Raw genomic sequence first — 22699 nt, 5'->3', positions numbered from 1 at the left:
CGTGGCAGCTTAGCGCGCGGCGCGGTCTTTGAAGGCCGGCGGACGATCGGCGTCGGCGACCCTACGGCCGACCTCGAAGAGGAGCGCTACGTCCTCCGCCGCGCCGGCGAGGTCCCAGTCGTCGTGGATCACGTCGTCCGGCTGGTGGTACATGCGCGCGACGTATTCGGCGCGTTTCTTCGCGCCGAAGTCGGGCGGCTTACCGATCCACTCCGCGCCGGGGTGCAAGAAGGAGAGCGCGGGGACGCCCGTCTTCACGAGCTCGTAGTGGTCGGAGCGGAAGTAGTAGCCCTTCTCCGGCTCGGGATCGGGGACGACGCGCCGGCCTTGCTTCGCGGCCTCTTCGCGGAGCGGCTCATCCATCGTCGTCTCGCCGTCGCCGACGCTGACGATCGCGCGCGTTTTGCCCCACGGGTTCATGATGTCCATGTTGATGTCGGCGACGACGCGGTCGTGCGGCTGCGACGCGTAGTGCTTCGAGCCGAGCAGCCCTTGCTCCTCGGCGGTGAACGCGGCGAAGACGATCGAGCGGCGCGGTGCGCGCGGGAGCTCACGGTAGAGGCGCGCCGTCTCGAGGAGCCACGCGACGCCGGAGGCGTTGTCGAGCGCGCCGTGGAACACGCCCTCCGCGCTCTTGCCGAAGTGATCCCAGTGCGCGCTGTACATGACGTGCTCGTCGCGGAGGCGCGGATCGGAGCCGGGGAGCTTCGCGACGACGTTGCGCGACACGAGCTCGCGCGCGGTGAGGCGCACCTCGAGGTCGGCGCGCGCGGCGCGGATCGGCGCGGGGCGGAACGCGCGATCGAGGGCGGAGGCCTTCGCGCGATCGAAGTCCTCGAAGAGCTCTCGCGCGCGACTCTCGTGGATCCAGCCTTCGATCGGCACGTGCGCGGCGCGCGCTTCGGCGGTCGCGATCTCGTAGCGCTCGTGCGTGGCGCCGCCGGCGACGACGTTCCAGCCGTACCCGGCGGGGCCGGTCTCGTGCACGATGAGCGCGGCGGCGGCGCCCTTCTTCGCCGCGATCTCGTACTTGTAGCGCCAGCGGCCGTAGTAGGTCATCGCGCGTCCGCGGAAGGTCGCGTCGTCGAGGCGGGTCGGGTCCTTCGGATCGGGGACGGGCGGATCGCCGACGAGGAACACCGCCGTCTTGCCGCGGAGGTCGACGTCCTTGAAGTCGTCCCACGCATGCTCGGGCGCGACGACGCCGTAGCCGACGAACACGAGCTCCGAGCGCTCGAGGTGGACGTCCGGGCTCGTGCCGTACGACCACGCGACGAAGTCCTCGCCGCTCCGCCACGCCTTGCCGTCGATCGCGAGGGACGCCCGCGACCCGATCGCGACGAGCGGCACCGGCTGCACCTCCGGCGCGAGGCGCAGCTTCCGCAGCTCGTCCTGGAGATACGCGATCGTGAGCTCCTCGCCCCGCGTCCCCGGCGCGCGGCCTTCGAAGCGATCGGAGGAGAGGACCCGCACGTGCTCGACGAGGCGCGGCGCGATCGCGACCCACGGCGGCGCCGCCGCGGCGGGCGCGCGGGGCGGCGCGCTGCACGCGACCGCGGCGGCGAGGAGGAACCAGAGAGTAGAGCGTCGACGCGGCATGACGGGCGGAGCCGAGCAGGGTAGCACCGCAGCGCGCGCTCACCGCCGGGCCCTCCGGCGCGAGGCCTGTTCCGCGCGAACGATGATACGTTCGCTGGGATGCGGACGTCGCGGGCGTTTCTCGTCGTCGCGGCGATCTCGTGCGGCGGCTCGCGTCCTCCTCCGGAGCCGCAGTCGATCCGCGTCGGAGCCGCGACGGGGGCGTCGATCCCCGCGCCTCCGCCGGCGGCGCCGCCGTGCGATCCGCTCCTCGCGACGACGCTTCAGCGCATCACGAAGAGCCCCTACGCGTTCGATCGAGAGCCGTTCCGCCCGACGGTGCCGGAGCTCGGCCTGCAAGGTGAGGTCATCGACGGCTTCACGTACACGACCCACGACGCCGTCCTCACCGATGCGAAAGGGCGCGCGACGCGGGCGGAGGTCTTTGCGCTCGTCGTGACGCGCTGGGACGGCGCCACGACGACGACAGCGGAGGAGAAGCTCCAGCTCGAGAACACGATCGAGCTCCAGAAACGGCATCCGAAGATCGCGCTCCCCGGCGGACGAACGGCGGGCATGGTCCACCTCCCTGGCGTGATCTTCGTCGACATGCCGCGCGCCGACGGCAAGACGTGGCTCCGCCTCATGTGGTTCGGGATCCCTCGCGAAGCGAAGGAGCCTCCGGAGCTGACCGCGTGGCTCGAGCCGTACACCGCCGACTTCTACGGCCCGACCGGCGGTCCCGGGGCGGCGGTGGAGTGGCGTCGCGTCGTGAGCGAGCTCGACGCGTGCGTGCCGCGCTGATCGGAGCGCATCCCACCTTGGCGCCTCATGGTTCGGGCGTAGCGCGCTGAGCGCCGCGTGGCTCCTCGCGTTCGTCGTGAGCGTCAGGGCGAGGCGGTCGCGATGGCGCGGATGTCGAACATGCCGGCGCCGAGGGTGACGACGTCGGCGCCGCGCGCGGAGGCGGCGACGCTCTTGAAGCCGGCCTTGATGAAGCGCTGGCGCGGGTTGAAGAACGTGCTCTCGACCTCGGCGTCGACCTTCATCGCGACCTCGAGGCTCTGCACCGGAACGAGCCAGCCGAGCGGATAGAGCGCGGCGTGCTCGGCGTGGAGGCCCGCGCCGAGCTCGAGGCCCTCCGCCTCCTTGCGGAGCCCGTCGTAGAGGCGCGTCGCCACGATCGCGCGCTCCTGGCTCGTCGAGCGGAGGACGACGCTCTCGAGCGCGCCCGCGCTGCCGCTGCTCACCTCGAAGCGGATGCCGACCGGATGCGCGACGTAGGGCCGGTTCGCGAGCACCGCGGGGAGGCTCTTCTCGGCCTGGAGGATGCGCTGGTAGGCCTGCGCCTCGACGTCGAAGCGCTCGATCATGCGGTCGGCGGCGCCGTTCGAGCGATCGAGGACGATCTTCGCGAAGTAGTCGCGGTCCTGCGGCCGGCGCACGTCGCGGCGGTTCGAGGACACCATGCCGATGTACGAACGGAGCGCGCGGCCGTAGTCCGTCTTCGACATCGCCGTCAGCGTGTCGAGCGCCTGATCGTCGAAGCGGACGTCGGACGAGATCGCGACCTTCGGCCCGCCCGTCGCGCTGAAGCCGTGGACGCCGACCGACTGGAGCGTCAGGCGGAGATCGGCCGCGGTGCGAACGAGCTTCTTGTAGTCCTCCGGATAGGGGCCGAGCTTCGCCTCCACCGCCGCGAGGGCGCGCGTCTTCATCGCCTTGAAGCTCGGATCGTCGAGGAGCCGCACGTTGCAGCGCTCGTCCCAGCGCGGGGTGGAGGAGCCGCCGTGGTCGCCGCTCGCGTCGTTCTGGACGGGGCATTTGCGCCAGAGCGTGCGCTCGATCTCGTTGCCGTGCTCGTCGAGGACGTCGACGATCTCGTTCGCGCCGAGGCTGAGCAGGAGCCCGTCGACGTTGTCGAGGACGAAGTCGTTGTCCATGTGCTTGTCGGCGGAGACCGTCTGGATGAACAGGTTCGCGCTGCTCTTGAAGTGCGTCGGCGAGGTCGCGTCGATCGACTCGGCTGCGACGCCGGTGCGCGAGAACGCGTGGCGCCGCTGGAACCAGCCCTCCTCGCGCTGGAGGTGATCGAAGAGGATCGCCCTCGCTCCGTCCGGCGTCTGGAGCACGAACGTGCCTTCGCGGTCGACGATCGCCTTGTGGAAGACGTTCATCCCGAGGACCTCGAAGCCGAAGTTGCGCGTCGTCGTCGTCGCGGCGCGCACGGCGTCGAAGTCCACCGTGACCGGCGGCTTCGGCTGAGCGAGGTCGCGGTTGTACATCGCCTGCGCGAGGCGGAGGTCGAACTTGAGGAGCTGCTGGAGCGCGGCCTCGACCTCGTGCGGCGCGCCGCGATCGAGGTGGAAGCGGAAGCGCGAGAGGCTGACGCGCGAGCTCGAGACGCCGGAGGACGCCGCGACCTGGAACGTCAGGTACTTGTTCACCTGCTTCTCGATCGCCTTCTCGACGACCTGCGCGAGATCGAGCGACTGCCCCGCGACCTGCACCGCGCGGAGGCAGCGCTGGCCGTCGTCGCAGATCCCCTTGATGCCGAACTGATCGCCGATGCCCGCGCGGAACGAGACGCCGCGGCCCTTCTCGACGCCGAGATCGATCACGACCTCGTCGCCCGGCAGGCGGACGAGCTGCACGTCGATCTGTCCGGAGACGACGCCCGCGACGCCGCCGGAGACGACGATGCTGTACGTGAGCGGCCCGACCGGGCCCGCGACGAAGATCGGCGCGCCGACGCCGAAGTTCGCGCCGAGCTTGCCCTGCCCGCGGAGCGCGAACATCTCGCCGGGCTTCATCCCGCGGATGTCCGCCACCGAGCGCGGATAGATGAAGCCGCGCATCTCCTTCATCGCGGCGAGCGGCGCGGAGAGGAGCGAGCGGACGCCGTCGTTCTTCGTCGCGACGATGACGCGCGACGAGAGCTCGGTGCTCGCCTCGAAGCCGAGGTTCACGCCGAGGCCGCCGGCGGGGAAGCTCCAGCTCGGCACGAGCCCCGCGTTCGCCGCGAAGCCGGACTCGATGAAGTAGTCGTCGGCCGTGCCCTCGAGGTGGGCGAGGCGCGCGGCGTTGACCTGCGTGCTGAGCTCCTTCTCGCCGAAGCGCGCGGCGAGGCCGCTGACGATCGTGTCGAGGGCCTTCACCTCCGCGCTGTCCGGGAGGACGGAGCTCGGCTCCGCGCGCGCCGCGAAGACGCCCGGCTTCTCGAAGCGAATGCCGGCGTGCACCGGCCCCGCCGTCACGCTCAGCCGATCGTTGAGCGCCTCGGTGCCGAACCCGACCGCGACCCGCGTGAGGTCGGAGAGATCGAGCTTCTTCGCGTCGGCGAAGTACACCTTGAGGTCCTGGAGCTGGGCCTCGTCGGTGGCGGCCTCGTCGCTCTCGGCCGCGCAGGCGGCGAGGACGAAGGCAAGGAAGGGCGAGAGACGAAGAGCGAGGGACCGCACGAAGGGGTCTCCTACATGTAGTATGCCTGGCTGCGGGCCAGTGTTTACGAGGGTTTAGGCAAGGCACGCCCATCCTCATGGGGAACGCGTTCGAGGGCCCGCGGCACCACACGATCGATCGGATCAGGACGGTGGTACGAACTGGCGCCGCCGCGAGGGATGGAGGACGTACGGTCCGTCGAGTACCGCGCGCTCCGCGAGACCGACACGAAGGCACTTGCGAAGTACACGCAACTCGTCGAGCTCACGCTGCGTGGGGCGCCGGGCCGGCTCACCGACGCGAGCGGTCTCGCCGCGTTGAAGGGCCTCCGCGAGCTGACGATCGCGGAGCTGTACGAGCTCGACGCGAAGCGCTGGCCCACGAGCTGGCGGTTCGACGGGCTCACGATCCGCGGGCTGAACAAGGCCGACGCCGCGGCGCTCGCGAAGTCGCAGGAGGGCGCCGGCGCGCTCGCGATCCGCGGGGCGAAGAGCGACGCGTGGATCGCCGAAAACCTCGGCAATCCGTTCCGCCACTGGGAAGACGACGAGCCCGCGTTCGGCCGCGCGGCGATGGCGGCGTGGAAGAAGGCCAACGCCGCCGCGAGGAAGCTCGGCGCGAAGGCGGCGAAGCCGAAGGCGAAGGTGGTGCTCGACGACCTCGTGAAGGCGCTCAATCGCGTCGACGCGAAGCACGCCATCGACACGCTCCGTCGCGACGAAGCGGCCGACGCGTACTTCGCGCTCGCTCGCGGGATGGCCGTCGCTGCCGCCGACGCCGAGCGCTGGCTCGACGACCTCCGCGAGTGGTGAGTCAGGTCGCGACGGACGAGCGCGCTCGCCGGCGCGGCGGGTCAGTAGTCGTACGGGCTCGTCGGCTTCGCGTCGGGGTCGGCGACGGAGACCTCCTTCACGTCGGCGCCGAGGTTCGGGAGCGCGTTGGCTTTGATGCGCGTGTCGCTGACGCTGTAGACCCAGTCGTCCATCACGATGCTGCGCTTCACTTCGCTCTTCGCGTTGCTCCACCAGTTCGAGCAGGCGGAGTCGTAGTAGCCCCAGGTGTTGACGCTGCCGTACTGCTGCTCGTCGACGGCGCTCGGGTGCGCGACCTTGCCGCGGAGCTTGAAGCCGCCCTGCGCGGTGACGTCGTAGACCATGAGGCCGCTGAACGTCATCTGCGTGCCGTAGCCGCCGTTCGTGTCGCCGCCCTCGCAGACCGTCATCGGCAGCGCGAGGAGGTTCTTCGGCGCGAAGTAGGTGAAGGCGAGGTGGTTCGTGAGCGCCTCCGAGCTCGAGCCGCGCGTGCCGATGACCTCCTTGTGCGTGAGCCTCGGATCGGTCGGGTTCGACACGTCGAAGATCTGGAGGAGCACGCCGGTGAAGTAGGCGAAGTCGCCGTGGTCCGCCGCGTCGTACCCGATCGTGAGGAGGTGGGTCGGGTCCATCATGTGGATGTAGGTCGAGAACCCCGGGATCTTCAGCTCGCCGAGCGTCTTCGGCGCGCGCGGATCGGCGAGGTCGAAGACGAAGAGGGGGTCGGTCTTCTTGAACGTGACGATGTAGCCGCGGTCGCCGTCGAAGCGCACGGAGCGGATGTCCTCCGACGGCGCGACGTTATCGATTTTGCCGGTCTCGACGAGCTCGCCGTTCTTCGTCTCGAGGATCGAGATCGTATTGTGCGCGTTGGGGGAGGGGAGGTGGCCCGTCGTCGTCGCGACGCGGAGGAAGCCCTTGTCCTCGTCCATCGCGAGCTGGTTCAGGACGCGGCCCTTCACGAAGCCCGACCCGACGTACGAGGTGGCGCGCGCGTCCGCGCCGACGGCGAACTTGTGGATGGTGGAGAGCTCCTTCTCGGAGCGGCCTTCGTACCAGCCCCAGCCGGAGATCTGCTGGTGCGGCACGGCCATGTAGAGCGCCTCCGACGACGCGTAGACCCAGCCGGGGCGGCTGATGACCGACGCGATCGAGAGCTTGTCCGCCGTCGTCATGTCGACGGAGAGCACGCTCGTCAGCGCCGTGCCGTCGGGCATGCTCGACGTGTAGAGGCCCGTCTCGATCGGCGCGCCCGCGCTGTCGCTCCAGCTCGGGAGGAGCTGGCCCTCGATCTTCTGCGCGTCGATCTCGCGGAGGCGCTGGTCGAGGGCGCGGCCGTACGCGGCGTTGACCGCGGCCTCGGTCGCGTCCTCGGGCAGGTCGACGTAGACGTACGTGCCGGCGCCCGAGAACGGGGACGGCTGCCCGAGGACGGTGTGGATCGCCTTGCCGACCCGACGCGCGGCGATGAGCGAGCTCGACGAGTGGATGCTCCGCACGAGCCGCGGCGCGGAGAGGGTGGAGATGTCGAAGATCGATATTTCGGTCTCGGTGCCGTCGCCGGACGGGACGCAGCCGTCGTAGCCGTACGTGCACTCGCCGCCGCTCCCGCCGTACGGGTCGTAGCCGCCGCTCTGGCGCGGGATGGACGAGTAGATGACGGCGCGCGTGCCTTCGACGAAGAGCTTCTTCGCCGTCCCGGGCACCGTCACGTCGGCGATCTGGTGCATGTTCGAGCCGGGGAAGGCGTCGACGATGCGGAAGTGCGAGCCGTTGACGACGTAAATATACTTGTTGTCGTTTTTGACGAAGTCGGCCTCGTCGACGCCGGCGACTTGGTTGTTGGTGCCCGACGCCTGCTTCGCGCTCTCGGCCGCCGGCGGAGCGGACCCTCTGGCCGGCGCGCCGGAGGTCGACGACGAGAAGGCTCCGGCGTCCGCCGACCAGCCGTCGCCCGTCGCCCGTCGCCCAGCGCTCCGGGTCCGGCTTCAGCGAAGCGCAGCGCACCGTCGCGATCCGAGCGACGCGGTCGCGCTCGACGCTGACGCGCACGGAGCCCTTGAGGTTCTCGCGCATCGCGTTCGCGACGGTGGTCGTGTCGGTCGCGATGAGATGCGCGCCGAACGGGCCCTTGGGGTCCTCGCCGCTCGCGCCGTTGCTCGCCGACTGACCGAGCCGTGTCCGCTCGTCGTCGAGGCAGCGCTGGTAGTCCGCCTGGGCTTCTTCGAAGGTGGATGGGCCTCGGGACTCTCCGCCGGCGCAGCCGATGTAGAACGCGGCGAGGGAGACGGGGACGGCGAGCAGGGTAGGGAAGCGACGCATGATGGTCCGTCTTCCGCAAGGGCGGTGCCACCTCGCGGTGCCTACAATTGCCGGCGATCGCGCGCTCGCGGCTGTGCCAATCCGTGCCGCGCCGGACTCGGTGATCTATCGTGCGGGCGTGCTCCGTCTCATCGGCTTCGCGGTCCTCGTGGTCTCGTTCACCGTGTTCCTCCCGCCCGACGCGAAGGCGTGCGGGATGTTCACGCGGCCTTCGGCCGAGAGCACGGAGGACACGCTCAAGACGCCGTACCTGAGCGTCGAGCGCACGCTCCTCGTCTGGGATCGAGAGACGAAGGAGGAGGACTTCGTGCGCGAGGCTCGCTTCGAGCGCGCCGCGCAGGGCTTCGGCTTCGTCGTCCCCACGCCGACGAAGCCCGAGGTCTTCGCGGTGAAGGATCCGCCGTTCGACCGGCTGCAGCAGCGGATGCCCTACGTCCCCTACAAGGCCCCGCCGCCGATGAAACACGTGCCGGGCCTCGGGGGAGGGGGCGCGTCGGCGGCCAAGCCGGACGCCGAGCCGGTGGAGGTCCTCGCGCAGCAGAAGATCGGGAGCTTCACCGCGTTCACGCTCCAGGCCTCGGAGGCGGGGGCGTTCGACGAGTGGCTCGGCGACAACGGCTTCGTGATCCCGACGGAGGCGCGCTCCTGGCTCGAGCACTACGTCAGGCTGAAGTTCTTCTTCGTCGCGTTCAAGTACGACGCGCCCGCCTCCGCGACGAAGAGCATGACGAGCGAGACGGTGCGGATCCGCTTCAAGACGCCGAAGCCGTACTACCCGTACATGGACGCGACGCATCCGAAGGGGATGGACCTCCTTCGCCCGCGCACGCTCCTCGGGTGGACGATCACGCGCGATCGGATGATCGACGTCGCGCGCTGCACGAAGGACGCGGGGCCGGGGAAGGCCGTCGGATGGCGCCGGCCGTGGTCGTACAGCTGGCAACCCGAGGTCACGCCGGAGGACGTCGCCCTCGCGCTGGGCCCCGACCTCGCCGCGATCGTGCCGCGCGCGCCGAAGCTCTGGGTGCAGCCGTTCCGCGATTTGAAGTCGTCGCGAGAAGGATACGGCGACGTCGTCCTCGTGAACCTGTTCAACGACGAGACGTTCACGCGCGCGGACGAGGACGCGCATCGCGTGCTCCTCGGCGTGCTCGATCCCGCGCTCGCCGGCGGTGAGGGCGACGTGCTCCAGAGGATGAAGTACACGCGGCGGCAGCTCGACGAGGCGGCCGACGAAGAGCAGAAGAAACGCTCCGCCTCGTGCGCGACCGCGCCCGGAGCCGCGGGCGGCGGCGGATGGGTCTTCGCGCTCGCGGCGATCGCGCTCCTTCGTCGGCGCGGGTTCGTCCTCGCGCTCGGGCTGCTCGGATGCCGGCGCACCGAGGCGACCGACGCTGGAGCTCCGGCGGCGTCGTCCGCCGCCGAGCCCTTCGACGCGGAGGCGCTGATGCGTCCGTACACGACGGCCGAACGTGAAGAGAGGGTGTTCGACGTCTTGCGGGGGAAGGATCCGGGCTACGTGCTCGAGGATCCCGACGCGCGTCCCACGCCGACGGTGGACCTCTCGTTCGAGGCGAAGCCGGGCGGCTTCGTTCCTCCGGACTCCGGCGCTCGCGACCTCACGCGCGATCGCGCCCTTCGACGTTGTTATCTCGACGCGCGGAGGTCGGCTCCAACCCTCGACGTGGCGACGGTGGTGTTGCACCTCGTCGTCGACGCCGAGGGCTACATCTCGACCGCGGACGGCGTGAGCGCCGACGCCGGAGCAGTCGACCTTCCGAGCTGCGTCCTCCGTAGCGTCCGCCAGCGGAGGCAGGTCGTCGAGATCGCGCGCGAGACCAACGTGACGCTCCAGATCACGTTCCGCGCGGGCCCTCCCGACGAAGATGGATCCACGCGGGAGTAGGGAGCTCGGCCTTCGGACATCCGCCGGATCGCGGCGACGTGGATGGGCCGGCTGGCGAAGGAGGACTCACGGAGACGCAAAATATTCTCGAAAAAACCGCTCGACAATCGGCGTGTAGGAGTCAAAACCACATGGTCACCAAGGCCCCACCTGAGGAGTCATCGTCATGCGTCTTCTTTCCATCGTCGCTCTCGGCACCTTCGCTCTCGCTCTCTCCACCGTCGGCTGCTCTGCGGACAGCGGCGAAGAGGCCCCCGCGGCCAGCGAGAACGAGCTCTCCGTCGCGGCCGAGGAGATCGCGACCGACGCCGACGAGGGCAAGACCGTTCGCGTCTACGAGGGGCAGGACTTCGTGCTCCGTCTCCCCGCCAACGCGACGACGGGCTACCAGTGGAAGGTCACGCGGACCAACCGCACCTTCGCGTATCCGTACGCGTCGACCTACGAGACCGCCGCGACGCGCGGTCGTCCGACGCTCGAGGGCGAGCCCACCGGTCTGCCGATCGCCCCGCCGGTCGGCTCGGGCGGCACCGCCGTCTTCAAGTGGCACACGAACCCGGTCACGGACGTGACGGGCGCGCCGGTCATGTCGAAGATCGGCAAGCACGCGCTCACGCTCGAGTACCGCCGCCCGTGGGAGTCGGCGGACGCTCCCGCCGCGAAGACCTTCAGCATCACCGTCGAGGTCGTGCGGATGCCGGACTTCCCGTTCCCCCCGAAGAACGACGATCAGTGCGGCGACGACGTCTGCAGCGACGGCCAGAGCTGCCAGTTCTGCTGGGGCCAGCTCGCCTGCATCCCGCGCGGCGCGATCTGCTGAGCCGGTCAGGGGTTGTCGAGTCGCATCAGGTCGTTGCGGGGGGTGTGGACGAGGAAGTAGAGGCCGTCGGGTGCGGATGTCAGGCTCGATATGGAGCCGGCGCCGCGGCGGACCACGATGGGCTCGCCGCCGTCCTTGGGCGCGCTCATCAGCGCGTACCCTGGGCCGCGGATCTCGAGCCAGAAGGCGCGCTGCTCGTCGACCGCCAAGGCGTGGGTGGAGGTCGCCATGCCGGCCGGTGCGACGTCCGTGGCCCGCCCGCCGCTCCTCGGCACGCGCACGAGGACCGAGCCGCGCGACGTCATCGCCAGCGCGTAGACGAACGCGCCGTTCGGCACGATGTCGAGGATCGTGGAGTCCGGCTGCAGCGTCGCGAGCGTCCGTACCGCGCCGCCGGCGCGAGGGACCGCCGAGATCGTGTGCTCGCTGGAGAAGAGCACGTCGTCGCCGTCGAGCCGTAACGAGAGCCCCATGCAGGACTTGCCGGTCCCGCGCGCGAGGACGATCGGCGAGCCGCCGGCGCGCGCGACCTTCTTCACGGCGCAGTCGCGCGTGAGGACGAAGAGCGACGTCGGGTCGAGGGCGACGTCGGTGATAGCCCAGGAGTCGTGAAAGAGGGGGACGGACGCCTTGCGAGCGCGATCGACGAGGAGGACGTCGAAGCTCGTCGCGATCGCGACGCTGTCCGCGTCGACCTCCAGCGCGACGATCGAATCGTTCAGCGCCGGACGGAGATCGGTGACGAGCTCGGCGTCGATCCCATCGTCGAGGCCGTGCCGAACGAGCGCCGTCCGGGCCGCGTACTCCCGCACCATGAAGAGCTCCCGCCGCGCGATCGTGTAGAGCTCGACGTTCGACGCCACGAGGCACGGCGTGCGCGCGCAGCTCGGCGGTGGCGCGCTCGGCGCCGCGTCCGCGCGCGACGCGCCCGCGTCGATCGGCGCGATCTCGAGGGGCGCCGCCGAAGGCACCGGCGCGATCGCGACGGCCCTCGGCTCGGCGCACGCCGCGAGCAGGACGAGAGGAAGGAGCGCACGCACCGCGCCCGGCACGATAGCGCGCCCCAAACCGAGGCGGTCGCGCTCCACGACTCGCCGACGATCCGCCAAAAATGCGAGCAAATTGCATGTAGGTAAGTGGCGCACGTTGTGCACCAGGTCTCGGCATGCGCCACCATCTTTCGCCGGCTCTCCTGGTCTTCGGTCTCTCGTCGGGCGCGCTCGCCTGCAGCGCGTCGGCCCCACCGGCGGAGGTGACCGCCGAGAGCCAGTTCTCCGTCCCGCGCGTGAAGGAGCTCATGAGCGGAGACGGGCTCGGGCTCGTCGCGAGCGCGGTGGACAGGGCGGGGGGCGTTCATGCCGTCGTGAGGAACGGCGACGACGTCTGGTACGTGACGAACGCGAGCCAGGGAGAGCGTCGCTGGACGACGAAGAAGCTCGCGTCCACCGCGGAGCTGCTCGCGAGCATGGGCCACGATCCCCATCCGGCGTGGGTTGCGCTCCAGCAGACCGCGATCGCGGTCGACGAGGACCGCAACGTCTCCGTCGCGTTCGAGCTCGACGCCGATCTCGCCGGCGAGCGGGTCCACACCTTGATGGCGCTCCAGGCGATCAACGGAACGTCCCAGCCCGCGGGCCCGACGATCGTCGCGCAGGGGAAGCACACCTACGACCTCGCGCTCGGGGCGAGCCGCGGCCGGCTGCAGGTCGCGTACTGGTCCGCCGATCCGAACGCGACGAAGCTCGACGAGATCCGCTACCGCGCCACCGCTCCCGGCGCGAGCGTGTTCGGATCCGAGGTCGCCGTCGCGTGCACGGGCGACGCTGCCGGCGATTGGACGACGCGGAAGCAGCTCAAGATCGATCACGACGCGTCCGGACGAGCGCACGTCTTCTGCGCCGGCGGCGTGACCCTGAGCCACGCCACCGAGCTCGAGCCCGGCTCCGGGCAGTTCGGACCCGGCGAGCTCGTGCCCGATCCCGGCTACCCCAACCCGTCGATGATGGGCGTCGCCGTGGACGGGACTCCGCACGTCACGCTGCTGGCGCATGGCGGTCACGGCAGCCTCGACGCCGTTCATCGCCGGTCTGATGGAGAGTGGATCCATCGCGCGTACTTCGACGAGTCCGTCGATCAACCGCCCCTCGGGGCTTGGGAGCACGCGGTGTACCCGATGGCCAACCAAGCGGCGCAGGCCTTCGACCGCGCCGGGCAGCCCGTCCGCGTCGCCCTCATCAACAAGCAGAGCAAGGAAGGCGCGCTCGAGAAGCAGACGCTTGCCTACTTCGGCCCGGACCTCGCGCGCCACGACGTCGCCGACCTCGATCCCGCGAACCCGGTCTGGAACCTCACCCTCGCCGTCAGCCCGGTCGACGACGACGCGATCGTCCTCTTCACGACGCTCGGCACGACGATCAAGCTCTGGGTCGCAGAGTGACGAGCGCGGCGAGGACGACCTCGGCGGTCGCCTGCTCGTCCGCCGCGGTCGCCGTCGCGCGGACGTGCTCGACGATGGGAGGCAGCGGCTCGACCCCGCGCTCGTCGACGCGCAGGTACGCGAGGCCGTCCTTCGTGAGGCCGCCGTAGCCGTCGCCATAGCCGTTGCTCCAGAGCGGGACGAAGCCGTCGATCTCGATCTCGATCTCGATCTCGAGGTCGTCCTCCTCGAAGTGGAGCCCGAGCTGCGCGAGCGCGCGCCGCAGCGTCGGGTCCTCGTCGACCGCGCCGACGAAGGCTCGCACGTCGGGCGGAATCGGGAGGTTCGCCTCTCGCGCGCGCTCCGCCAGCGCGGGCGCGATCGGCCTCGCGACCAGGCGCTCCACGCGGCGCGGCGCAGCGGGGCCGAGCGTGTAGCGCTCCGTCTCGCGCGAAGCCGCGGCGCCGGCGAGACGCCATCGCTCCCACGCTGGAGGAGGAACCGAGACGCGTCGAGGGCGCCGACGAGCGTGGTGCCTCCGTCGAGCACGAAACGAACGCCGTGAACGGTCATGGGCAGCTCCTCCAGGCGGTGGCGAAGACGACGCAAAGAGTAGAGAATCGACGCGGCATGACGATCGAAGCGGAGGAGCGCCCGCGGCTCGCCCGCATCCTGCCGTTTTTGACGCTCACCGTCTTCCTCGATCTTGTGGGCTACGGGATCATCCTGCCGCTCTTGCCCTCGTACATCGGCGAGCTCGGCGGCTCGCCGCAGGTCGTGGGGATCCTCTTCGCGTCGTTCGCGGCGGCGCAGCTCGTGGCGATGCCCGTCCTCGGCCGCACGTCCGATCGCCACGGGCGGCGGCGCGTGATCGCGATCTCGCTCGCGGCCAACGCCGTCGCGATGATCCTCTTCTCCCTCGCGATCCGTCATCACGCGCTCTGGCTCCTCTTCGCGTCGCGCATCCTCGCGGGCGTGACCTCGGGGAACATCGGCGCGTGCCAGGCGGCGATCGCGGACATCTCGGAGGGCGCGGAGCGCGTGCGCGCGATGGGCAAGGTCGGCGCCGGCATCGGGCTCGGCGTGATGCTCGGCCCCTGGATCGGCGGGCGCGCGAGCACGCTCGGCGACGCGGCGCCTCCGCTCTTCGCGGCGGCGATGGCCTTCGTCGCGCTCGTCGGCGTCCTCGTCTTCCTCCCGGAGACGAACACGCGCGCCCTCGTCACCGCGCGCCCGCACCTGTCGCTCAAGGCGCTCGGATCGAACCCGAAGATCGCGATCGTGATGACGCTCTATTTCTTCATGTTCCTCTACATGACGACCCTGCAGACGGCGCTCGCGCTCCTCGTCGCCGAGCGCTTCGGATGGACGAAGGAGCGCGTCGGCGATCTGTTCGGGCTCTTCGGGCTCGTGACGCTCGTGATGCAGTTCGGCGTCGTCGGCCCGATCTCGCGCCGCATGACGTCGCCGAGCGTCCTCTCCGGCGCGGGGGTCCTCGCCGCGATCGGCCTCGCGGCGATCGCGCTCGCGTCGTCCTCCACCGTCCTCGTCGGCGGTCTCGTCGTCCTCGCGATGGCGGTCGGCCTCTCGCATCCGCAGCTCGCGTCGCTCGCCTCGCAGTACGCCGGCCCCGGCCAGCAAGGGACCGTGCTCGGGTTCGCGCAGTCCTCCGGCGCGCTCTCGCGCACGATCGGGCCCATCCTCTGGGGCTCGCTCTATCACCACCTCGGCCCGTCGGCGGCGTTCCTGGGCGGGACCTCCGCCGCCGTCGTCGTCGCCGTCGTCGCGTCGATCGCGCGCAAGGCGCCGCGTACGGTCGAGCCATGACCGACACGACCGCCGCGCTCGGCGCCGCGTTCCTCCTCCTCGGCGGCCTGCGGCTGTGGCTCGCGTGGCGGTCGCGGAGCGTCGTCGTCGGCGAGCGGAACGGGACCGCGGTGATCGTCCGGCGCCGCGGGCGCTACCGCGAGCTCGTGCTGCGGAAGGACGGGCGCGAGCTCGTGCAGTCGCGGCAGGCGGTGGGGGACCCGCTCGACTCCGGACCCGGCTACGTCGACGGCTTCCACGTCGCGATGCTGCTCGAGCCGCGCCCGGAGCAGGTCCTCTTCCTCGGCGGCGGCGCCTGCATCGCGCCGCGGCAGTTCGAGGCGGCATATCCCGACGTGAGCATCGACGTCGTGGAGAACGATCCTTGGGTGATCGCGGCGGCCAATCGGTATTTCGGATTCCGCATTACGAAGCGCATTTCCGTCCACGCGACGGACGCGCGCAAGTTCGTCAAGGAGTCGACCTTTGGCCCTTATGACCTCGTCGTGCTCGACGTCTACGACGCGCACGGTATTCCGCCTTCGCTCCGCGGCCCCGAGCTCTTCGGCGCGTTGCGGAGCGCGCTCAAGGACAGCGGCGCGCTGATCGCCAATCTGGTCGCGGGCTCGGACGACGTGCGCGCGCGTATCGCGGAGGCGTTTCGCGGGTGGGAGATCGCCGACTTCGTCGTCGACGACCAGAACACGCTCGTCCTCGCCGCGCCGTCGATCCCGCCGCGCGAGGTCCTCCGCGAGCGCGCTCGATCGACGAAGTCGCGGGCGGGCGACGTCCTGCGAGCCGCGCGCAACGGCAGCCCATCGGCCGGCATCGAACCGAGCCATGGGCGAGAAACGTGACGTGCGCATCGATGTCTGGTCGGACGTGATCTGTCCGTGGTGCTGGCTCGGCCGTGCGCGGCTCGAGAAGGCGGTCGCGGCCTTCGGGAGCGAGCGGGTGGAGGTGGTCTTCCGCAGCTTCGAGCTCGATCCGAAGAGCGATCCCGACCTCGACGTCTCGACGAACGAGATGCTGCAGAAGAAATTCGGGATCGGTCCGGCGCAGCTCGAGGCGATGCACGACCGGCTCAGGAAGCTCGGCGCCGCCGACGGGATCGAGTACCGCTTCGACAAGACGCGGACCTCGAACACCTTCGCCGCGCACCAGCTCGTCGTCTTCGCGAAGGAGAGCGGCAAGCAGCTCGCGATGGTCGATCGCCTCTTCGCCGCGAACTTCAAGGAGGGGGTCCGGATCGGCGATCGCGCCGCGCTCGTGAAGCTGGCCGGCGAGGTCGGCCTCGACACGTCGGCGGTGGAGGCCGGCCTCGCCGAGGACCGCTGGGCGGAGGCGGTGCGCGCGGACGAGGCGGAGGCGCGCACGATCGGGATCTCGGGCGTTCCGTTCTTCCTCTTCGACGGGAAGGTCGCGGTGTCCGGCGCGGAGTCCGCCGAGGTGCTCGGCCGCGCCCTGACGAAGACGGTCGCTCCGCCCGTATCGAGGTGTTAAAGCAGTGGGCATGCTCTTCGGTTTGTTCGGGAAGTTCGTCGCCGTCGAAGGCCAGCGCGATGCGCTCGTGCAGAAGCTGCTCCGCGCCGCCGAGCTGATGCAGTCCGTCCCGTCGTGCCTGCTCTACGTCGTCAACACGTCGTCGTCCGAGCCGGACGCCGTGCTCGTCACCGAGATCTGGAGCGACGAGCGCGCGCACGGCGCGTCGCTGTCGATGCCGGGCGTGCGCGAGCTCATTCAGACGACGATGCCGCTCGTCGCGTCGGCGCCGGAGGGCACACGCTTCACGCCGGTCGGCGGCAAAGGTCTGTCGGCGCTGACCGGGAAGTGAGCGCGAACACGAGCCGGTGCGCGGCGGCGACGTCGTCGATCGCGAGCGGCCTCGGCGCGGCGAGCGCCTCGTGGATGAACGGCACGAGGAGCGGGCTCCCGAGCGCGCCGGCGGGGGCGGGGTAGCGGACCGCGCGCGGGCCGCGCCACGAGAGCGGCGTGCCGGTCGGGTCCGCCTCCGCCGCGTGGAGGTAGGCGGTCGTGCCGTCGCCTTCGACCGCGAGGCGCACGTCGCACGCGCGCGGCTCGTCGAGCGTGATCGCGACCCGCGCCGACGCGCCGCCCTCGAGCTCGAGCGCGATCTCGCCCGCGGTCGCGACGTCGATCGTAGGGCGGCCGAACCCTTCGCGCCCGCGCGACGCGACGACGCGGCGGTTCGCGATCCAGAGCACGAGGTCGAGCGCGTGAATGCCGATCGACAGCATCGCGCCGCAGCCCCAGCGCGCGGCGTCGCGGCGCGCGAAGTAGGCGGCGTCGCGCCAGAGCCGGAGCTCGCAGTGGATGCGCGGTCGCGCGCCGAACACGCCGGCCTCGATCGCGGCGCGCAGCTCCGACGCGCTCCGCCCCGATCGCCACTGCACGATCGGCACGACGCGCGGCAGCGTCCGCAGACGCTCGAGCTCCTCGTTCGAGAGCGCGACCGGCTTCTCGACGAAGACGAGGCGGCGCCCGTCGGCGAGCGCGGCGGCTTGCGCGACGTGGTGGATCGGGGGGCTGCACACCGCGGCGATCGCGGCGTCGTGACGGAGCGCTCGATCGAGCGAGGTGCACGGCTCACCGCCGACGAGCTCGACGAGGTTCCGTGCGCTCGCGCGGTCGGGATCGAAGACGGCCGCGATGCGGACGCCGGCCGAGCGGAGCGCGAGGGCGTGGAGGAACCCGGAGGCGCCGGCGCCGGCGATGAGCGCGCTCTGCATGACGATCGTGTGTCACGCCGCGAGCGCGGGCGGCACTGACACGGGCTGACGTTCTAGGAGGTGGCGAGCGCGAGCGGTACGTCGGGATCGATGAGGTAGCCTTCGTCGCGCGTGACGAGCGCGTCGGAGAGGCCGAGCGCGCGGAGACGGCGGATCGTCGTGTAGACGCGCAGCGTGGCCGCCTCGTGCTGCATCTTCTCGCCGGGCCAGCCCGCCTCGATCATGTCGAGGGTGGAGATGGCGGCGCCGGGGCGCTCCGTCCGCGCGACGGCGAGCGCCCACAAGACGCGGCGCACGGGGCCGTGACGCGCGAGGTCGTGCACCTCGCCCGACGGCAGGGTGAGGTTCCGTCCGTCGTGCCCGACCACGATCGGCCGCGCGGCGGTGCTCGCCTCGCTCGCCTCGACGATCGCGCGCACGACGGTGGAGGCCGGCATCCGCGACACCATCGCGGCGGCGCGTGCTTCGAGGAGCCGCTTCCGTTCGGCCTCGGCGTCGCCGCGCGCGCGCGCCGCGATCGCGAGCCGGGCGAGGGCGAGCGCCTCACGCCAGCGCTGCCCGCTCGCGCGGAACTCGGCGACCTGCGCCCCGAGCCGGACGCTGTCGGCGGCGTCGTCGCGCGCGTCGGGCAAGAGCTCCATCATCCCGCGGACCGCTCCTTCGCGCGGCGCGTCGCGCATGACGACGTGGATCGCGACCGCCTCTTCCAGGAGCGCGCGCGCGGCGTCGGGCTCGCCGCCGAGGAGCGCGTGGATCCCGAGCCCCGCCGCGGCGTCGGCCTGACCGCGCGGATCGTCGGCCGTGAGGCGGCGGGCCTCTTCGAACGCCGCGCGGGCGGCGTCGAAGTCGGTGAGCGCGAGCGCCGCCCAGCCCGCCCCGCGCAGCGCCTCGGCGCCGAGCACGTCCGACGTCGCGAGCGCCATCGCCTCCGCGACGAGCGCCTTCGCGGCGGCGGGCTCTCCGCGCTCGAGCATCGCGCGCCCCGCGACGAGCCGCGCGCGCAGGCTCTCAACGTCGGGGGCGTTGCCCCCGCCACCCCCACCCCAGACACGGTCAACGTCGGGGGCGTTGCCCCCGCCACCCCCACCCCAGACACGGCCCGCCGGAGACGGCGGGTCGCTGCGCGACCGCTGGTGCGGCCGCTTCTGGGGCCCCGGTGGCGCGATCGTGTCGTCGTCGGCGGTCATGGTGTTGGCGGTGAGGGCGTCGGCGACTTCGATGGCGCGGGTGAAGGCGGGGGCGTCGAAGGGGAGGGCGTCGGCGAAGAAGAGGGCGTCGGAGGCGGCGTTCCAGAGCGTGAGGCCGCGGGCGCGTGTCTCGGGCGCGTCGGCGAAGAGCGCGCGCGTCGCGAGCGGGATGGCGGCGGCGAGCTCGGCCAGCGTCGCGCGTGAACGAGGGCCGTAGCTCGCGGGCCGGAGCTCGATCGCGCGCCGGATCCACGCGTCGAGCCATCGGTCTGCTGCGTCCGGGGCAGGCGTACGGCTCGCGTCGACGTGATGGAACGCGCGGACCGAGTAGGGGACGGCGAGCGTGACGACGCCAGCGCGTGTCGTGCGGGTGACGAGGCGCGCGCCTTCGAGCCGGCAGATGCTCTCGATCGACGTGTCGGGCGCGACGGACTCGAGCACGTCCCACGCGAAGGGCGCGTCGCACGCGGCGAGGGTGGAGAGGAGGGCGGCGTCTTCGGGCGAGAGCGCGGCGATCGCGTCGTCGACCTCGTCGCGCCACGGCAAGCGCGCGTCGGGCAGCGTCCATCCGACGAGGCGGGGGCGGAGCGGGCCCCAGCCGATCGTGCGCGCGAGGCCGCCGGCCCACGTGAGCACCGCGCGCTCGCGGCCGAGGAGCGCGGCGACGTCGGCGAGGTCCCCCTCGTCGCCCGACTCGGCCGCGAGGATGCGGACCGCCTCGGCTTCGTCGACCGCCTCGAGCATGACTCCTGTCTACTCCCTTCCGCGCACGTCTTCACGAATTGGCTCCGATCGCGAGATGCGCGCGCGGCGGGCCCTTCCGCCCGCGGTGCGCGGCTTCACGAATTGGCTACGATCGCGTGATGACCCCGCGCCAGATGGACGTCGCGTTCGTCCTCGAGTCGGTCGCGGGGGTACGCGGGGTCTATGCGGTCGAGCCGGGCCGGGTCCCGCTCGACTTCGTCGTTCACGTCGAACAGAGCACGCGCGTCCTCGCGTCGGCGCACTACGCGCTCCTGCGTGTCGTCACGCACGCCGAGTGCGAGCGCATTCTCCTCTTCCATGACGACGCGCCGCCGGGGCTGATCGGTCGTCTCCGGCCGCTGGTCCTGTCGCACGCCGATCGCCAGAGCGCGCGCGCCCGCGTTCCGCCAGCCCCGCCGTTCGACCTCGCGCCGCCGTTCGTCTTCGCGGCGCCGTCGTCCGAACGCGTGGCCACGCCGAGCAGGCGCGCCCTCGAGCTTCTGATCGTCGACGGCACCGAGCGCGATCTGTGGGCCGTGCGCGAGGTGTTCGACGTCGAGCCGGCGACCTGCTCCGACGTGCTCACCGCGGTGGGGCTCGCGCGCGCGAGGCCGTTCGACGCGATCCTCTGCGACGCGGGGCGTGCCTTCGGCGAGCACGGGCTCCTCGCCGCGCTGCCGATCGAGACGGCGCAGCGCGTGCTCGTCGTCGCGGCGCGCGCGCAGCTGGTCGACGCGCGATGGCGACTCCAGGGCACCGAGCGCATCCTCGAGCGACCGCTCTTGCGCTGGCGCCTCCGTCAGCGCGTCCTCGCGCTCGTCGCGACGACCTCATCGGCCTCGCCCGCGCCGCCCGCGCCCCCCGCGGCGTCGGCCCCGCCCGCGCCGCCCGCGGCCGCAGTAGCGGCGGCGCCGTTGCGGCGTGTCGCTGCGATTGCCACGGTGGACGAGTCGCTTCGCGTTCTCTTCGTCGATCTCGACGCCGAGCAGGTGCGCGCCTTTCGCGAGCCGCTCGGCGGCGCCGCGGGCGAGCTCCTCGTCGCGGCGGCGGACGACGCGGCGGAGCGTGTGCTCGCGGAGCGATTCCATCTCGTCGTGTGCAGCGCGTCGTCGGCGCTCCATCCGACCGGGTTCCTCGCGTCGCTCGCGCGTATCGACATGCTCGCGGCCGATCGCGTCGTCGTGCTCGTCCCCGCGCTCGACGCCGCCTTCGTCGCGGAGGAGCTCGCGAAGATCGGCCGCGAGAGCCCCGTCCTCGCGCTGCCGCTCGAGCAGGCCGCGGTCCGACGCGTCGTCGTGCGCGCGTATCCACCGGCCGCGGCGCAGGTGGCCGTCGCCGACGTCTCTGCCGCCGCGACGGAGGGCCCGCCGTCGAAGGCGCGGAAGGTCGCGTACCGCCGCCTCGCCGTGCTCGTGGTGGACGACGACACGTCGACGAAGATCCTCTTCTCCGCGTCGGCGGCGCATCCGCACGCCGACATCGCGCTCGCGTCGACGACGATGGAGGCGTTCGAGCACGTGGTGACGCGCGCGGTCGACGTCCTGGTCGTGAGCGCCTCGATGCGCGGCGAAGGCGAGCCGTTCTACCGCGTCCTCTGGCGGCTCCAGCCGGCGCTGAAGAGCCGCACCGTGCTCATCGTCGGACCCGACGCGATGCCGCCGTCCGCTCCGCCGAGCCGCCGGCCGCGCATCCTCGAGCGCCCGGTCTCGCGCGACGCGGTGGGGCGCATCGTGACCGCGTTCCAGGAGTGACTCACTCCAGCGCCGCCCGCGCCAGCGCCGCCGCGATGCTCCCGTTCGTCCGGGGCCGCCCGAGGTCGACCGGCGCCTGCGACCAGAGCACGATCGCGCGATGAAGGGCAGGGAAGTAGAGCGTCTCGAGGCGGACGTTCCCGAAGCTGCCGGGACGTTCGACGAGCAGCGTCGGCCCTGCCTCCGCCCCGGCGAACGGAAATGCCCAACATCCCGCCGCGGCGTGGTTGTTCTTCGCGTCCGCCTCGAACAAGAGCGCACGCGACGGCTCGTCGAGCAAGGTCCCGGCGTCGAGCGCATCGAAGAACGCGAGGAGGTCGCTCGCGCTCGCGTACCCGTTCCCGGCGGTGAAGAAGTTGTGCGGCCGCACCCTCCCCATCGGCCCGAGATCGAGACCGGCCGGCTTGCCGCGCACGAGGACGCCGGCATGGCGCATCGTCGCGGGAGCAAATACCTCCTCCTCCAGCACGCTCGCGACCGGCTTGGCCCGCCGCTCCTGCAAGATCGCGCCCAATAACGCGAACTCCGAATTGCGGTATTTCCAGACCCCGCGTTTCTCCGTTCCGGCGCCGATGTGTTTGGCGAGTACGGGCGCGGGATCGGTAAAGTCGATGTCGGACTTGGAATAGAATCCGTCGCGATCGTCGAATTCCGGAACGCGCGAGACGTGGTGCAAGAGCTCACGCACCGTGCTGTCGGCCCAGGCCTTCTTCGCGAGCGCGGGCAGCAGCGCGCGCACCTCGTCGTCGAGCGACAGCTCCTTCCGCGCGGCGAGCCGCAACACCGCGACCGCGACCCACATCTTCGTCAACGACGCCACCAAGACGGGCTGCTCCGCCGCCGCCTCTTCTGGCCCCGGCACCGCGTACACCACGTGCGCCCCGGCCCCGCCGCTCATCGCCACGAACCCCCGCACCGCCGTGCCACGCGCCGGCGCGAGCAGCCGCGCCCGCGAAGGCAGCGGCGTCTCCTCCGCCGCTGCATCAGCGACCACGACAGCCTCGGGCGACGACGACGCCGTCGCGACCGGCGTAGCGTCCTCGCTCGCAGGCGCAGGTGGAGGCGGCGCCGTCCCACGACAGCCAACCGTCATCATCAGCACCACCACGACCGCACGCACAGCCACCGAGACTACGGCGGTCTTCCAGGGAAGCCAGCCCGGCGAA

At 71.4% G+C, this 22699-nt stretch carries 17 protein-coding genes and 1 pseudogene; 10 read left to right on the top strand and 8 right to left on the bottom strand.

Annotated elements, in window-relative coordinates; translation table 11 throughout:
- Positions 1-9 precede the first annotated feature (9 nt).
- Positions 10-1599 (bottom strand): M20/M25/M40 family metallo-hydrolase, encoded by a 1590-nt coding sequence (locus tag KF837_33105; GenBank protein ID MBX3232213.1) that lies wholly within the window; start codon positions 1597-1599, stop codon positions 10-12.
- Between the two features lie 99 nt (positions 1600-1698).
- On the opposite strand from KF837_33105, the gene KF837_33100 reads away from it, so the two are divergent.
- Positions 1699-2382, top strand: coding sequence for a hypothetical protein (locus tag KF837_33100; protein MBX3232212.1), 684 nt, complete (start codon positions 1699-1701; stop codon positions 2380-2382).
- Positions 2383-2465: 83 nt separating this feature from the next.
- Here the strand turns inward: KF837_33100 and KF837_33095 are convergent, their stop codons facing one another.
- Positions 2466-5039, bottom strand: coding sequence for a hypothetical protein (locus KF837_33095; protein ID MBX3232211.1), 2574 nt, complete (start codon positions 5037-5039; stop codon positions 2466-2468).
- Positions 5040-5198: 159 nt separating this feature from the next.
- On the opposite strand from KF837_33095, the gene KF837_33090 reads away from it, so the two are divergent.
- Entirely contained in the window at positions 5199-5831 is a 633-nt protein-coding gene (locus tag KF837_33090) for a hypothetical protein (protein ID MBX3232210.1), read from the top strand.
- A gap of 41 nt (positions 5832-5872) precedes the next feature.
- Here the strand turns inward: KF837_33090 and KF837_33085 are convergent.
- Positions 5873-7684, bottom strand: a pseudogene (locus KF837_33085) (beta-propeller domain-containing protein).
- Positions 7685-8271: 587 nt separating this feature from the next.
- Here KF837_33085 and KF837_33080 point away from each other — a divergent pair.
- The gene (locus tag KF837_33080; GenBank protein MBX3232209.1) at positions 8272-10059 is read left to right on the top strand and encodes a DUF2330 domain-containing protein; all 1788 of its coding nucleotides are present in this window, start codon (positions 8272-8274) and stop codon (positions 10057-10059) included.
- Positions 10060-10225: 166 nt separating this feature from the next.
- Complete coding sequence (locus KF837_33075) at positions 10226-10879, top strand: protease inhibitor I42 family protein (protein MBX3232208.1); 654 nt, start codon at positions 10226-10228, stop codon at positions 10877-10879.
- Positions 10880-10884: 5 nt separating this feature from the next.
- On the opposite strand, the gene KF837_33070 is transcribed toward KF837_33075, so the two are convergent.
- Positions 10885-12033, bottom strand: coding sequence for a hypothetical protein (locus KF837_33070; GenBank protein ID MBX3232207.1), 1149 nt, complete (start codon positions 12031-12033; stop codon positions 10885-10887).
- An 11-nt stretch (positions 12034-12044) separates the two neighbouring features.
- On the opposite strand from KF837_33070, the gene KF837_33065 reads away from it, so the two are divergent.
- On the top strand, positions 12045-13316 hold the full coding sequence (locus KF837_33065; GenBank protein ID MBX3232206.1) for a hypothetical protein: 1272 nt from the start codon (positions 12045-12047) through the stop codon (positions 13314-13316).
- Here the strand turns inward: KF837_33065 and KF837_33060 are convergent.
- The gene (locus KF837_33060) at positions 13294-13701 is read right to left on the bottom strand and encodes a hypothetical protein (protein ID MBX3232205.1); all 408 of its coding nucleotides are present in this window, start codon (positions 13699-13701) and stop codon (positions 13294-13296) included. The two genes, KF837_33065 and KF837_33060, sit on opposite strands and share 23 nt — an antisense overlap.
- Before the next feature lie 224 nt (positions 13702-13925).
- Between KF837_33060 and KF837_33055 the strand changes: the two genes are divergently transcribed.
- The 4 genes from KF837_33055 to KF837_33040 are packed head-to-tail and all read left to right on the top strand — an operon-like array spanning position 13926 to position 16935.
- Positions 13926-15122: an MFS transporter gene (locus tag KF837_33055; protein MBX3232204.1), complete on the top strand. Its 1197-nt coding sequence runs from the start codon at positions 13926-13928 to the stop codon at positions 15120-15122.
- A complete protein-coding gene (locus KF837_33050; GenBank protein ID MBX3232203.1) occupies positions 15119-15958 on the top strand; it encodes a fused MFS/spermidine synthase in 840 nt (279 codons plus the stop codon). Before KF837_33055 ends, KF837_33050 begins: the two co-directional genes overlap by 4 nt.
- Complete coding sequence (locus KF837_33045; GenBank protein MBX3232202.1) at positions 15942-16604, top strand: DsbA family oxidoreductase; 663 nt, start codon at positions 15942-15944, stop codon at positions 16602-16604. Before KF837_33050 ends, KF837_33045 begins: the two co-directional genes overlap by 17 nt.
- 10 nt (positions 16605-16614) lie before the next feature.
- Entirely contained in the window at positions 16615-16935 is a 321-nt protein-coding gene (locus KF837_33040) for an antibiotic biosynthesis monooxygenase (GenBank protein MBX3232201.1), read from the top strand.
- On the opposite strand, the gene KF837_33035 is transcribed toward KF837_33040, so the two are convergent.
- Both KF837_33035 and KF837_33030 read right to left on the bottom strand, forming a co-directional pair.
- A complete protein-coding gene (locus KF837_33035; GenBank protein MBX3232200.1) occupies positions 16889-17851 on the bottom strand; it encodes a Gfo/Idh/MocA family oxidoreductase in 963 nt (320 codons plus the stop codon). The genes KF837_33040 and KF837_33035 overlap by 47 nt on opposite strands.
- Positions 17852-17904: 53 nt before the next feature.
- Positions 17905-19782 carry a hypothetical protein gene (locus tag KF837_33030; protein MBX3232199.1) on the bottom strand — a complete coding sequence of 626 codons (1878 nt, stop codon included), beginning with the start codon at positions 19780-19782 and terminating at the stop codon, positions 17905-17907.
- A gap of 119 nt (positions 19783-19901) precedes the next feature.
- Here KF837_33030 and KF837_33025 point away from each other — a divergent pair, with 119 nt between their 5' ends.
- Positions 19902-21533 carry a hypothetical protein gene (locus KF837_33025; protein MBX3232198.1) on the top strand — a complete coding sequence of 544 codons (1632 nt, stop codon included), beginning with the start codon at positions 19902-19904 and terminating at the stop codon, positions 21531-21533.
- 1 nt (position 21534) lies between these two features.
- Here KF837_33025 and KF837_33020 read toward each other — a convergent pair whose 3' ends face one another.
- Positions 21535-22659: a beta-lactamase family protein gene (locus tag KF837_33020; GenBank protein MBX3232197.1), complete on the bottom strand. Its 1125-nt coding sequence runs from the start codon at positions 22657-22659 to the stop codon at positions 21535-21537.
- Positions 22660-22699 lie beyond the last annotated feature (40 nt).

This window comes from Labilithrix sp. (genome assembly GCA_019637155.1).
Taxonomy (GTDB): Bacteria; Myxococcota_A; Polyangia; order Polyangiales; family Polyangiaceae; genus Labilithrix.
The sequence above is the reverse complement of the archived record's forward strand: the minus strand, read 5'-3'. Positions and strand labels throughout refer to the sequence as shown.

What these genes read in the sequence shown, in the direction of transcription:
- KF837_33065 (MBX3232206.1), top strand. Translation starts at nt 12,045, where the DNA reads ATGCGCCACCATCTTTCGCCGGCTCTCCTGGTCTTCGGTCTCTCGTCG.
- KF837_33105 (MBX3232213.1), bottom strand. Translation starts at nt 1,599, where the DNA reads ATGCCGCGTCGACGCTCTACTCTCTGGTTCCTCCTCGCCGCCGCGGTC.
- KF837_33055 (MBX3232204.1), top strand. Translation starts at nt 13,926, where the DNA reads ATGACGATCGAAGCGGAGGAGCGCCCGCGGCTCGCCCGCATCCTGCCG.
- KF837_33045 (MBX3232202.1), top strand. Translation starts at nt 15,942, where the DNA reads ATGGGCGAGAAACGTGACGTGCGCATCGATGTCTGGTCGGACGTGATC.
- KF837_33035 (MBX3232200.1), bottom strand. Translation starts at nt 17,851, where the DNA reads ATGCAGAGCGCGCTCATCGCCGGCGCCGGCGCCTCCGGGTTCCTCCAC.
- KF837_33050 (MBX3232203.1), top strand. Translation starts at nt 15,119, where the DNA reads ATGACCGACACGACCGCCGCGCTCGGCGCCGCGTTCCTCCTCCTCGGC.
- KF837_33025 (MBX3232198.1), top strand. Translation starts at nt 19,902, where the DNA reads ATGACCCCGCGCCAGATGGACGTCGCGTTCGTCCTCGAGTCGGTCGCG.
- KF837_33090 (MBX3232210.1), top strand. Translation starts at nt 5,199, where the DNA reads ATGGAGGACGTACGGTCCGTCGAGTACCGCGCGCTCCGCGAGACCGAC.
- KF837_33100 (MBX3232212.1), top strand. Translation starts at nt 1,699, where the DNA reads ATGCGGACGTCGCGGGCGTTTCTCGTCGTCGCGGCGATCTCGTGCGGC.
- KF837_33040 (MBX3232201.1), top strand. Translation starts at nt 16,615, where the DNA reads ATGCTCTTCGGTTTGTTCGGGAAGTTCGTCGCCGTCGAAGGCCAGCGC.
- KF837_33030 (MBX3232199.1), bottom strand. Translation starts at nt 19,782, where the DNA reads ATGCTCGAGGCGGTCGACGAAGCCGAGGCGGTCCGCATCCTCGCGGCC.
- KF837_33075 (MBX3232208.1), top strand. Translation starts at nt 10,226, where the DNA reads ATGCGTCTTCTTTCCATCGTCGCTCTCGGCACCTTCGCTCTCGCTCTC.